This window comes from Alteromonas sp. ABH4_452 (genome assembly GCF_056311825.1).
Window position 1 is genome coordinate 1990085 of sequence record NZ_CM149973.1, and the last position, 12969, is coordinate 2003053.

Below are 12969 nucleotides of genomic sequence, written 5' to 3' on the forward strand. Positions count from 1 at the left end.
TTATTGTTCCTGACTCTTTTCTGGGTGTGTATATAGTGGCGTTCGTTTCAGCAATAGCTTAAGCGCGTGCCAATAAATTCCGGCCACGGTTTTTATCGTCATACTGGGTATACGTTTAAGTGCGGCAGATAGATTCGCATTATCTAAAGTAAATTTAGTCAAATTAATCCCAGCGCTAAATTCTTTGTCTTCTCTTACGCAATCCATCGCTAAAGAAAGTCTAGACGAAGGCTGAGAAATCGACCATTTATAGGTCATATCCATAGGATTAAAAGGCGACACATGAAAAGCCTTAGGTGTATCGGCTTGGCTGTTTAGGTTTACCAGATAGTGATGGCGCTCATTCCAAGGAGTATTGCTAACCTCAGCAAGCATATGAGTATATTTACCCTCAGCGTTGCGAAGGTAATAAAAGTTAACTGGGCTGAAATACAGACCCCACATGCGTAATTGACCTAGCATAAAAACGTCGCCGCTTAGCGCTTTACCATCATTTAATTCGGTCATTCTTTGCAACACGGCTTGGTTCAAAGAAATGGAAGGGTCACCTAGATAGTCTTCTCGCTTGAATCGAACTCGTGCTTTAGTGTGCGCGCTAAAATACTTCAGCGTATCCGATAGCACGTTCAGTTCCTCACTTTCGAGTTTTAACCAAAACAGATAAATGTCGTAGTCAAACTTGTGTTGGGTAGGCTTGAAACGTTGATGGTATACCTTGCCTTTATATATCGCGCTTTCTGTCACAGTGTTTCACCAAAACGAGCACAAACGTCTAGTGCACTGGTAACGCCATCTTCATGAAAACCGTTGTACCAGTAGGCCCCACAAAAATGTAAATTATCTACGCCGCAAATCTCACTTCTACGTGACTGCGCTTTCACCATGCTGGCACTGTACTGAGGGTGAGCGTATTGATAGCTTCGCAAAATACTCTTTTCATTAATTTCAGGGGTATTATTGAGCGTTACACAATAAGTATTTTCTGCTTCTAATCGCTGGAGAATGTTCATATTGTAGGTGACAGAAGCAGGGCGGGCTTCCTCGCTTGCATCCTCTTTTAAGCTGTAGTTCCAACTAGCCCAAGCCAATTTCCTTTTAGGTAATTGGTCTGTGTCTTTGTGCATGACTACATCATTTTCCGCATAAGGAATATTGCCAAGAATATCTTTGTGCAGTGAAGTAGGGGAATGAATCATTTTTAGCGCTTGGTCACTGTGACACGCAAACACGACATGATCGAACGTCGCAACTGCACCAGATGAATCAGTAACTTCCCACTTATCATCGCGTTTGGCCACAGAAACTACAGCCGTAGATAATTTAATTTTAGACTCAAATGGTGCAACCAATGGCGGTATATACTGGCTAGAGCCACCTTTAATCGTGTACCACTGTGGTCGGTCGGTAATATTGAGCAGGCCGTGATTATTAAAAAACTGCAGGAAAAAAGTTAACGGAAACTTTCGCGTCTGTTCAAGGCTACTAGACCAAATAGCGGCGCACATAGGTAGTATATAGTAGCGCGCGAAATCGTCGCTTAGTTCTAACTCTTTAATAATATCTTCAAGCGTCAACGAGGACGTGTCACGCTTTTCAGCCACCATAGCTTTACACGCCTTATTAAAAGTCAAAATGTCTTTAACGATGCGCCAAAATTTAGGGCGAAGAATGTTGCGTCGCTGTGCAAATAAACTGTTTAAATTATTACCATTGTATTCAAGGTTTGCTTTTTCACTCATAACAGAGAAGCTCATCTCTGTTGGTTGGTAATCAACGTTTAGCTGAGTAATAAGCTTGATAAAGTTAGGGTAGGTCCAGTCATTGAAAACGATAAAGCCGGTATCAATGTGATGAGTCTGACCGTTATCAACGATTTTCTTTGTTGCCGTATGACCACCAATGTAGTCATTCGCTTCATAAACTGTGATGTCGTTCTGTCGGTTTAGAAGGTGTGCGCAGGTTAACCCTGAAATACCTGTGCCTATGATGGCAATCTTATTATTCATTTTTACTTCTCTTATTGTTTTTCTCGCATGGCCAAGGATAGGCGTCTTTGAATTGGCGTAGGCAATATATGCATAAAGCGTAGGATAAACCCAAAGAAACGAGGGAAGAAAACGGTTTGCTTATTACTTTCTATTCCTTTAAGCATGGCTTCAGCGGCTTCTTCAGCGCTAATTTTCATTGGCATTTCAAAGTCGTTTTTGTCAGTCAAAGGTGTTTCAACGAAGCCTGGTGAGACTGCCTGTACTTTCACGCCTTTATGGTGAAGATCGACTTCTAAGGACTTTGTGAAGTAGTGAAGGGCAGCTTTACTAGAGCCGTAGGCCTGAGTGCGTGTGAAAGGTAATAGACGGGCCATACTGTCGACTATGACCAACTTGTCGCCATCTTTCAATCTCGGGAGTAGCGCGTTAACACAGTGAACTACGCCAAAGAAATTAGGCTCGAAAACGCGGCGGAACATGTCTGGCTCGAAATCTTCAAGGTCTACATATTCACAAGTACCAGCATTGAGTACAGCAATATCAAACTTAACATTTGCTAATGCTCGCTTTGTATCTTCTAGATCTGACACATCAAACTGACAACCGCTAATATTGCTATATTTGCTAAGTTCATCAAGGGCTTCTTTGTTTCTTCCACAAGCAATGACACTATACCCATTATCGGCACACTTAATTGCTAATGCTTTACCTATTCCAGATGTTGCGCCAGTAATTAAGATACTCTTCATTTTGCCAGCTTCCCTTTTATCTTTTTGATTATAAAACCTAAGATAGGTACGTGTTCGTAAACCATTTCGCCCAAATCATAATAATCTTTGTGGTAGATGATGATGTCACCGTCAACACCAAGTTGTGTTGTACCGTCTAGCGTGATCTTTTTCGCATTGTTTTTCAGTACGAGGATCATCGTCCAATTTACAACGTGAGTCACCTTGGATTGACTATGGGCGGCTTGTTGAGAACAGTAGAGGATGTCTGCTATATCAAACTTGCACGTTTCGGCTTGTGTAAGAAGGTTAGAAAAATAACTTTTAACTTCGTCTATCCCGCTGTGCATAGTGATGGGGTCTATAAATTTAATATTACTGGCATAGATGTCTTCCAAGTCATCTGGGGATATCTGACATATATCTGTGTAAATTTTACAAAAGCGCTCGATGACATCCATACAACTTCCTTTACATTAAAATCTTGAGTACTGATAAATCATTCAGTTATGATTTTCTCTGAACCTTACAAAAATTTTTTTAATTATTGACTGCAAGTCTCTGATCTAAAATCTGTTAGTAATTTTATACAAAATCTAAATTACATTAATTGCTGAACTTAAGATCATGTTTCTCCGTTTATCCGTGAAAAATTTTCCCATTCGATCCTATTTGTACTCAGTCGCGTAAGTATTTCCGTGTTTTCGGAAGTGTTGAGTATGAGTGTAGAACGTTTTCCCTTATTTCCTTTATCTGCGCACCTTTTGCCTGAAGGCAGAATGGCATTGCGTATTTTTGAACCTAGATATGTGCGTATGGTTAAGCAGGCATGCGCCGAAAATAAAGGCTTTGTGATGTGTATGCTAAACGCAAACGGAGACAAAGGCTCAAACGAACACATCCATAAAATAGGGACATACGCACAGGTTGTCGACTTTGATATGCTCGACGATGGTTTGCTTGGCATAAAGGTTGCTGGTTCTCATTTAGTTGAGGTAAGTAGCATTGAAGTTGAAAAAGATGGCCTTCGCACTGGAAGTTGTAAGGTGTTAGAACCTTGGAAATGCGATTTGGCCCCTCAACAAATAGCGCCTATGGACGAGCGGCTTAAAGAAATATTTGGAAATTACGAAGAACTGGCGTCGTTGTATGAATCACCGAAATTTAATTGTCCCAACTGGGTATTAAATCGATGGTTAGAGTTATTGCCAGTCGATGGCTCGCAAAAGCAGCATTTTTTAGCGCAAAGAGAATGTACTAGTTTGCTAAATTATCTCTCTGCACTAATCGCTTAATATTGAGAGTTGAAATTGACATTACAAATTCGTAATCCAACATTTGCGTTTTTCGCAATCGTTTTAAGTCAGAACGTCGTAGAATGATACAACCAAAACGGAAAAGCGGACGAATCTTATGTTAGTTGGAATTCCTTTGGAACAAAGTAACAGCACAATCAAACCTAAAGAATGTGCTACTGAAATGTCTGATTACCTTGTGGCGGTTGCTGACGCCAGATGCAAACGATCCTTTGCTAGAGTATTTAACTATTTCGCACCTCGCTTGCGCTCATATGCTTTGAAACAAATGGGAAATGAGGCGTTAGCGATGGAGCTTGTTCAAGACACCATGTCAAACGTTTGGCAAAAAGCACATCTTTTTAATGCCGAGAAAGGGTCTCCATCGACATGGATTTTTACAATTGCGCGTAATATACGTTTTGATATGTTACGTAAGCTACAGAACCGAAAAGAAGACGTGTGTTCTGATGATTTGTGGCCAGTGCTTTGCGAGCAAACGGCAGACGCGAATGAAGCGCCGCTTGACGAGCAGGTCACGTTAGAGCAAATTGGTCATTTATTTGAATCACTGCCGGTAAAACAAAAAGCGGTGGTAGAGGCTATCTATATTGATGGCAAATCTCAGCAGGAAGTCGCCGACGAACTTTCCATTCCATTAGGTACAGTAAAGTCTCGTACGCGTTTGGCGCTTCAACGATTAAAGGTCATGTTAAACGATAATGATTAGGTTTCATCCCAGTGCCCAACAACTGAAAGATTTCGTTGAGGGCACGCTGTCACCTGCTATATCTTTGATGGTTTCGGCACATTGCGATATGTGTCCGAAGTGCCAACGATTTGTTGAGATTGAGACAGAAAGCTTAGCTGCACAAATGATGTCAGCTGTAAGTGAGAATGTTTTCGCGACTTCTGATGCCTCGCTTCAGTTTGGCGATATGTTTTCACAAATTACACAACTCCCACAATCCTCTGGCGAAAGCATTGAGGCCGCTGGTGTTTCTGAATATCGTGAAACTTTTAAAAAGCCTCGGGCACCATCTAAATCAGAAAACTTAAGTTCTATTGAATTGGATGGCAGAACGTTTACTTTACCTCGAACCCTTCACCGGTATATTGACAAGACTGGAAACTGGTCAAGTTTAGTCGGTAAGCTATGGCAGGCCCCGGTTGATTTAGGTAATCAGGGCGTAGCTAATTTTATCTTTATGGGCGGTGGTGGAAGTGTGCCAGAGCATACTCATCGAGGCACTGAATACACCCTAGTTATTGATGGTGAATTTAGCGATGGACTTAGCCGTTATGATACCGGCGACTTTATTTTCATGGATGGTGAAAAGACCCATACGCCCAAGGCTGAAGGAAAAGACGGTTGCTTAGTATTTAGCATTGTAGATCAGCCACTACACTTTACTTCAGGTTTAGCGAGACTATTAAATCCATTTAGCCATCTTTTCTTCCGCTAAAGTTTAAAACTATTGCTTTTCAGCTACTGTGCTTACAACCGCTAAATAACAAAAAACGCACTTAAGTGCGTTTTTTCGTTTTAACTATTAATGTTCTATAGTCGTTCGCGTCTCAAACTCTCTTCGACTAGCTAATAAACTCGCTGTCCGGATAGTTAAGTCTAAGTGTCTTCATTGCGTTATCACGAAGCTCTGTAAGACCAAGCTGCTCGTAGCTTGAAACCATAATTTCCAAGGCCTGTTGGACCTGCGTAGTGTTCGGGAAGTGCTCAATAACATAGCGACCACGGTTGGCAGCAGCAACATACGCCTCCCGTCTCATATAAAAGCGTGCAATAGCAATTTCATAACGCGCTAGGCGGTCTTTAATATGAACCATACGCTGCTTCGCGTCAGCCGCATACTTGCTGTCTGGATACTGCTGGATAAGTCTGCGAAAGTCTTCAAACGCTGCGCGCGATTTTGATGGGTCTCTATCCGTACGATCGATGTTCATTAACTCTTGGAATAGGTTGCTGTCTGATTCCATATTAGTTAAGCCACGCATGTAATACGCGTAGTCAACATCAGAGTGATTAGGATTAAGACGGATAAATCTGTCGATAGTGGCAAGTGTTTCTTCGTTCTTACCCGACTTATAGTAGCTGTAAATAAGATCTAGCTGTACTTGGTGAGACAGTGGACCAAACGGGTAACGGGAATCTAGCGCACTTAACGTTTGAGCAGCAGCGCTAAAGTTACCAACTTCCATGCTCTGCTTTGCTCTGTCGTACAGTTGCTGTGCACCCATGTTAGCTAAAACGGCTTTCTCTTCTTTATCTGAAGAACTACATCCTGCGACAGATACCATAGCACCCAATAAAACGGGAGCCAGTAGACGAAATGATTTCATAATAATTCTATTTTCCTGCTAAACAGTTTAATACTTCGCTGTCTAAGCTCATGTGTTAAACAACAACACTTTAATTGCATTCTAACGTACTAACGACGAGAAAAACCATACAAAAACGTAAACAAGGCAGTGTACAGCGTGAATACTTGTTATAATACCCTTTTTTAGACGTAATCAATGGTGTTATGACACAGTCGCCGAACACAATACAACTAGAAGCTTCAACGGAAGCTGCGCATTTTGGTTTACGCTTAGATCAGGTTTTGGCTGATTTGTTCCCTGAATATTCTCGTTCTAAGTTAAAAACTTGGATTCAGGACGGAAATGTTGCGGTAAATGGTGAAGTGATCACCGTCCCAAGACACAAAATGCAAATGGATGAACTCATTACTGTACAAGCTGAAATGGACGTGCAGGTAACAAGTGTTGCGCAAGACATTGCGCTAGATATTGTTTATGAAGATGAGCACATCTTGGTAATAAATAAACCTGCTGATTTGGTCGTGCATCCTGGCGCGGGAAATCCAAGCGGTACAGTGCTTAATGCATTGCTAAATCACTATCCCGAAATTGACAAAGTTCCACGTGCAGGCATTGTCCACCGTCTTGACAAAGACACTACGGGCTTAATGGTAGTAGCAAAAACAATACCTGCGCAAACGCACCTTGTTGACCAGCTACAGCGCCGCGAGATGAGCCGTGAATATGAAGCTATTGCTCTGGGTACTATGGTTGCGGGTGGTATTGTAGATGAACCTATCGGTAGGCATGCCACAAAGCGCACGCATATGGCAGTTCGCGAAATGGGTAAACCAGCAGTAACGCATTATCGCGTTATTGAAAAATTCCGCGCTTATACTCATTTGCGTTTAAAGCTTGAAACTGGTCGTACGCACCAAATACGCGTGCATATGGCGCATATAAAGCATCCGCTGTTAGGCGATCAGGTGTACGGCGGGCGTCCGCGTTTACCTAAAGGTGCGTCTGAGGAATTTATTGCTGCGCTTCGCGGATTCCAGCGCCAAGCGTTACATGCCGCTCAGCTATCGCTATTCCATCCTGAGACCGAAGAGTGGATGACCTGGAAGGCACCTCTGCCACAAGACATGCAGGACTTGCTTAAAGCCGTGAAAAAGGACACCGCGGACAATCCTCAGGATATGCTTTAAGCATGGAGTAGGGCTTATGACGTGGTCAGCTGCAAATTCACCTCTTTCATCCACGCTGGATTTGGTTACGCCTGCGTGGTCATGCCCCTCTAATATTGTCGCTTATACAACGACAAGGTTGGGGGGCGGTAGTATGGGAGATTTTGCAGGCTTAAATGTTGGTGCGCACGTGGGAGATGATCTTTTACTAGTTAAAGCCAATAGAAGCCTGATTCCACACAGCGAAAAGATAACGTGGCTAGAGCAAATACACAGCAATCGCGTGGTGTCATTGCCGAGTGCAGATACCACAGCCGATGCGTCGTATTCTTCTTCAACATCACACTTTTGTGCGGTAATGACTGCTGACTGTGTGCCCATCTTGTTGTGTGATGAAAGTGGTGAACAAGTAGCTGCAGTGCATGCCGGCTGGAAAGGGCTTGAGACTAATATTATCAGAAATGCTGTTGGGCAATTTAACTGCGATGCAAATAAAATTATGTCTTGGATAGGCCCCGCAATCAGCGGCGCTTGCTATGAAGTAGATGCACAGTTGGCAAGTAAATTTAGCCACATAGATGGCGCTATTGCCAATAGTACTAATAAAGGGAAGTACTTATTAGATTTACCTCTAGTAGCACAGATGCAATTGCAGCAAGCTGGCGTTGAAAATGTTACGCAGAGTAACTTGTGTACTTACACTGACAAGCGACGCTTCTATTCGCATCGGAGAGCGACTCATCAAAACAAACGCACAACAGGGCGCTTGGTCAGTGTAATAGGTATGCTTTAGATATCTAATCCTATGGGCATTAGTCCTTAATCCCTTCATTTATTTGCGCTAAATCAAAGTTTCTACAGTATTTGTTATCTTTTTGGCTAACTTTTCAATCTCATACTTGAATCACAATTGCGCAGCCTACATAACTAGAACATAAGCAATACCATTCCTCATAGAGCATTGCCCACTCAGCGAGAGTTAAAATGTTCGTAATTGCGGTGTGTTACCGCAGGTATAGTTGTTCACTTATTAGGTTGAGATTATGAGACTAGATAGATTTACCAGTAAATTTCAGCTCGCGATATCCGATGCTCAATCACTCGCATTGGGGCGAGATCATCAATACATTGAACCTGTCCACTTAATGACCGCCATGCTGAATCAGCAAGGTGGTTCAGTACGCCCGTTGCTTGATCAAGCTAACATTAATGTTAACGCACTTCGTTCTGCTTTGAGTCAGGCTATTGAACGTTTACCTAGAATTGAAGGCATTGGTGGTGATGTTCAATTAAGCAAAGACAGTGGCATTTTACTTAACCTTTGCGACAAGATTGCTCAGCAACGAAAAGACGAATATATAACGTCGGAGATCTTCGTGTTAGCAGCCCTTGAAGATAAAGGGCGATTGGGTGAGATCCTGAAAAGTTTGAATATCACCAAAGACGCTATTGAAAGCGCGATAGATGATATGCGTGGCGGACAGAAGGTGACAGACCCTAACGCTGAAGATGTGCGCCAGGCCCTTGAAAAGTACACCACAGACTTAACTGAGCGAGCGGAACAAGGCAAGCTCGACCCGGTAATTGGACGTGATGACGAAATTCGCCGTACCGTTCAAGTTCTGCAGCGCAGAACAAAAAACAACCCCGTGCTTATTGGTGAGCCTGGTGTAGGTAAAACGGCGATTGTAGAAGGGTTAGCGCAGCGCATTATTAACGGTGAAGTGCCTGAAGGATTGAAGAACAAGCGCGTTCTTGCCCTAGATATGGGCGCGTTAGTGGCTGGGGCTAAATACCGCGGTGAGTTTGAAGAACGTTTAAAGGCCGTTCTCAACGAGCTAGCTAAAGAAGAAGGCCGCGTCATTTTATTCGTTGACGAACTGCACACCATGGTAGGTGCAGGGAAGGGCGATGGCGCAATGGACGCAGGGAATATGCTAAAACCGGCGCTGGCACGCGGTGAACTTCACTGTGTGGGGGCAACCACGCTAGACGAATATCGTCAGTACATTGAAAAAGACGCTGCGCTTGAGCGCCGTTTTCAGAAAGTATTGGTTGAAGAGCCAAGCGTAGAGGACACTATTGCTATTCTTCGAGGCTTAAAAGAGCGTTATGAACTCCATCACTCCGTAGATATTACTGACCCAGCTATTGTCGCAGCGGCAAGTTTGTCGCATCGTTATATTAGTGACCGTCAATTGCCCGATAAAGCCATCGACCTTATTGATGAAGCGGCCTCTAGCATTCGTTTGCAAATAGACTCTAAGCCAGAGGATATGGACCGTTTGGAGCGCAGGATTATCCAGCTTAAGTTGGAAGAGCAAGCGCTTGCTAAAGAAACCGACGACGCCAGCCATAAGCGCCTCGAAATGATTGAACTTGAGCGCGAGCAAGCAGAAACCAAGTATGCAGAGCTTGAAAAAGTATGGCTAGATGAAAAAGATGCCATGCAGGGTACCCAAACCATCAAAGGGGAACTTGAACAAGCAAAGCTAGATTTAGAAATTGCCCGTCGAGCATCTGATTTGAATCGTATGTCGGAACTTCAGTACGGCCGTATTCCAGAGCTTGAAGCCAAGCTCGAACAGGCGGCTGAAAATGAAACCCGTGAGACCACGCTTCTTAAAAATAAAGTAACGGATATTGAAATTGCAGATGTGCTCTCGCGATGGACAGGTATTCCTGTAGCGAGAATGCTTGAAGGCGAGCGCGAGAAGCTGTTGCGTATGGAAGATGTTCTTCATAAACGTGTAGTAGGGCAAGAAGAAGCCGTTGAAGCAGTATCAAATGCTATTCGCCGTTCACGTGCTGGCCTTGCTGATCCAAACAGGCCTATTGGCTCATTCTTGTTTCTAGGTCCAACGGGCGTAGGTAAAACTGAGTTATGTAAAGCTTTGGCTGGCTTCATGTTCGACACTGAAGATGCCATGGTGCGTATCGATATGTCTGAGTTTATGGAAAAACACTCGGTTGCTCGTTTAGTCGGTGCGCCTCCTGGCTACGTTGGCTATGAGGAAGGTGGCTACTTAACCGAAGCGGTGCGTCGCAAGCCTTACTCGGTCATTTTATTGGACGAGGTTGAAAAGGCACACCCTGATGTATTCAACATTTTACTTCAGGTGCTGGATGACGGCAGGCTGACTGATGGACAAGGACGCACGGTAGATTTTAAAAATACCGTGGTGATCATGACGTCTAATTTAGGTTCGGACATCATCCAAGACAAACACAATGAAAGTCAGTATGACGATATGAAAGCGTCGGTGATGAGCGTAGTAGGGCAGCACTTCAGACCCGAGTTCATCAACCGTGTGGATGATATTGTGGTATTCCATCCATTAGGCAAAGAGCAAATTAAGTCTATTGCTAAAATTCAGCTTGCCTCGCTTCGCGCTAGGCTCGCAGAAAAAGGATATAAGCTTACTCTGTCTGCCGCGGCTATGGATAAATTGGCGGACGCGGGTTTCGACCCAGTGTTTGGCGCACGTCCGCTTAAGCGAGCAATTCAAGTGCAGGTGGAAAACCCACTCGCCCAGCAATTACTAGCGGGAGAGTTATTACCCGAATCAACCATTCGCATTGATGCTGACGAAAGCGGACTATTTGTAGTAAGCGGTTAATCAGCAAACCAAATCTTTAATTCAAAGGCACTAGAAACAGTGCCTTTTTTATTGCCTTGGCACTGTCTTTTCCTTTAGTTTACTCTGCTAAAGTAATTTCAGCGTGAGTGTTAGGAGTCATACATGGAAACAGCCCCAATTATTAACGCATTTAAACGCGTACTCGGGGAAAGCAACCTTGCCGTTGGAAAACGCCAAACTGAGCACTATCGAAAAGGGTGGCGCTCGGGTGAAGGTGAGGCATTGGCCGTACTGTTTCCACATACGCTAATGCAATATTGGGAAGTGCTTAAGATTTGCGTTGAATACAACTGCATCATCATTATGCAGGCTGCAAAAACCGGTTTGACCGAAGGTTCTACCCCGAGCGGAAATGATTACGATAGACCTGTGGTGGTAATTAACACCTTAGCCATGGATGATATCGTTTTAATAAACGATGGTAACCAAGTGTTGAGTTTTCCTGGGGCAACCTTGTTTAAGCTTGAAAAAATGCTAAAGCCCCTTGGCCGCGCGCCACATTCGGTGATTGGATCGTCCTGTTTGGGTGCATCTATCGTTGGTGGTGTAGCTAATAATTCTGGCGGCGCATTGGTTAAACGAGGCCCCGCTTATACGGAGTTGTCGCTATTTGCACAAATAGATGCTAACGGTGATTTAAAGCTGGTTAATCATTTAGGGATAGACTTGGGTGAAACACCTGAAGAAATTATCGGTAATCTCGCATCAGGCAATTTTTCAAAATCACTCCCAGAAACGATAAAAAAAGCGTCAGCCAGTGACTATGAAGAAATCGTTCGAGATGTAAATGCTAGTACGCCTAGTCGCTTCAATGCCGACCCATCAAGACTATATGAAGCCAGCGGTTGCGCGGGTAAAATTGCCGTTTTTGCCGTGCGATTAGATACATTCGAAGTGCCTGAAAAAGAACAAACGTTTTATATCGGTACAAACGATGCTGCTGTACTTACCCGTATTCGCAGAGACATTCTGTCGACGTATGAAAACATTCCTGAAGTAGGTGAATACCTGCATAGAGATATGTTTGATATTGCAGATGTGTACGGCAAAGATACCATATTAAGTATTGAGCGTTTAGGAACTGATTCACTACCTAAAATGTTTGCACTAAAAGGGCGGGTGGATGCTGTGCTTAACAAACTGCCTTTTATGCCTCGCTATTTAAGCGACAGAGTTATGCAGTTTGGGAGTAAGTTTTTCTCTGACCAGATCCCCGCAAGTTTAAGAGCCTATCGTGACAAGTACGAGCACCACCTTATTCTTAAGATGAGCGATGGTGGCATTGAAGAGGCAAAGACTCTTTTAGCCAAACTGTTTACTAAAGAGAAGCTAGATGGTGACTACATTACCTGCAATGAAGAGGAGGCGTCTAAAGCCTTTTTAATTCGCTTCGCAGCGGCAGGTGCTGCGGTGCGCTATCAAATGATGCATCATAAACAAGTAGGGGATATTTTAGCGTTAGATATTGCGTTGCGCCGCAATGACCAGTTTTGGGTAGAAGAATTGCCTGAACACATAGCCAAACATGTTGAAAAGCCACTTTATTACGGACATTTCTTCTGTCATGTTTTTCATCAAGATTACATACTAAAGAAGGGCAGCGACGCTCACAAAGTCAAAGCAGACATGTTGGCACTATTAGATAGCCGCGGTGCTAAATATCCTGCCGAGCATAATGTTGGGCATTTGTATAAAGCAGAGAGTACTCTACAGCAGTTTTACAGAGAGCTAGACCCTACCAATACCTTTAACCCAGGCATTGGTAAGATGGAGAAGCACAAACGCAACTGTTCGTGCTGTCTTTGAATCTA

At 43.5% G+C, this 12969-nt stretch carries 12 protein-coding genes; 7 read left to right on the forward strand and 5 right to left on the reverse strand.

The features are described from left to right. Genes ACYX4N_RS08485 through ACYX4N_RS08500 form a run of 4 tightly spaced genes read right to left on the reverse strand, consistent with a single transcriptional unit; the run spans position 1 to position 3177 of the window. Positions 1-744: a DUF1365 domain-containing protein gene (locus tag ACYX4N_RS08485; protein WP_476056245.1), complete on the reverse strand. Its 744-nt coding sequence runs from the start codon at positions 742-744 to the stop codon at positions 1-3. Beyond that, on the reverse strand, positions 741-2006 hold the full coding sequence (locus ACYX4N_RS08490) for an NAD(P)/FAD-dependent oxidoreductase (RefSeq protein ID WP_476056246.1): 1266 nt from the start codon (positions 2004-2006) through the stop codon (positions 741-743). The genes ACYX4N_RS08485 and ACYX4N_RS08490 overlap by 4 nt, the downstream gene beginning before the upstream one ends. Positions 2007-2017: 11 nt before the next feature. Further along, positions 2018-2737, reverse strand: a complete 720-nt coding sequence (locus ACYX4N_RS08495) for an SDR family NAD(P)-dependent oxidoreductase (RefSeq protein WP_476056247.1) — start codon at positions 2735-2737, stop codon at positions 2018-2020. Further along, entirely contained in the window at positions 2734-3177 is a 444-nt protein-coding gene (locus tag ACYX4N_RS08500; protein WP_476056248.1) for a nuclear transport factor 2 family protein, read from the reverse strand. The genes ACYX4N_RS08495 and ACYX4N_RS08500 overlap by 4 nt, the downstream gene beginning before the upstream one ends. A gap of 258 nt (positions 3178-3435) precedes the next feature. Between ACYX4N_RS08500 and ACYX4N_RS08505 the strand changes: the two genes are divergently transcribed. From ACYX4N_RS08505 to ACYX4N_RS08515, 3 genes are all read left to right on the forward strand, one after another. Next, positions 3436-4011, forward strand: a complete 576-nt coding sequence (locus tag ACYX4N_RS08505) for an LON peptidase substrate-binding domain-containing protein (RefSeq protein ID WP_474805845.1) — start codon at positions 3436-3438, stop codon at positions 4009-4011. A gap of 118 nt (positions 4012-4129) precedes the next feature. Continuing rightward, entirely contained in the window at positions 4130-4741 is a 612-nt protein-coding gene (locus tag ACYX4N_RS08510) for a sigma-70 family RNA polymerase sigma factor (protein WP_179983974.1), read from the forward strand. Continuing rightward, positions 4734-5477, forward strand: coding sequence for a ChrR family anti-sigma-E factor (locus ACYX4N_RS08515; RefSeq protein WP_476056249.1), 744 nt, complete (start codon positions 4734-4736; stop codon positions 5475-5477). The genes ACYX4N_RS08510 and ACYX4N_RS08515 overlap by 8 nt, the downstream gene beginning before the upstream one ends. A 127-nt stretch (positions 5478-5604) precedes the next feature. Here ACYX4N_RS08515 and ACYX4N_RS08520 read toward each other — a convergent pair whose 3' ends face one another. Further along, positions 5605-6369: an outer membrane protein assembly factor BamD gene (locus ACYX4N_RS08520; protein WP_461851800.1), complete on the reverse strand. Its 765-nt coding sequence runs from the start codon at positions 6367-6369 to the stop codon at positions 5605-5607. Positions 6370-6554: 185 nt separating this feature from the next. Here ACYX4N_RS08520 and rluD point away from each other — a divergent pair, with 185 nt between their 5' ends. The 4 genes from rluD (at position 6555) to dld (ending at position 12964) form a co-directional block, all read left to right on the forward strand. After that, complete coding sequence (rluD, locus tag ACYX4N_RS08525; protein WP_334059725.1) at positions 6555-7538, forward strand: 23S rRNA pseudouridine(1911/1915/1917) synthase RluD; 984 nt, start codon at positions 6555-6557, stop codon at positions 7536-7538. A 16-nt stretch (positions 7539-7554) separates the two neighbouring features. Beyond that, positions 7555-8310 (forward strand): peptidoglycan editing factor PgeF, encoded by a 756-nt coding sequence (gene pgeF, locus ACYX4N_RS08530; RefSeq protein ID WP_476056250.1) that lies wholly within the window; start codon positions 7555-7557, stop codon positions 8308-8310. A 250-nt stretch (positions 8311-8560) separates the two neighbouring features. After that, complete coding sequence (gene clpB / locus ACYX4N_RS08535) at positions 8561-11137, forward strand: ATP-dependent chaperone ClpB (RefSeq protein WP_476056251.1); 2577 nt, start codon at positions 8561-8563, stop codon at positions 11135-11137. Between the two features lie 123 nt (positions 11138-11260). Beyond that, entirely contained in the window at positions 11261-12964 is a 1704-nt protein-coding gene (gene dld / locus ACYX4N_RS08540) for a D-lactate dehydrogenase (protein WP_476056252.1), read from the forward strand. The last annotated feature ends 5 nt before the right edge of the window (positions 12965-12969 follow it).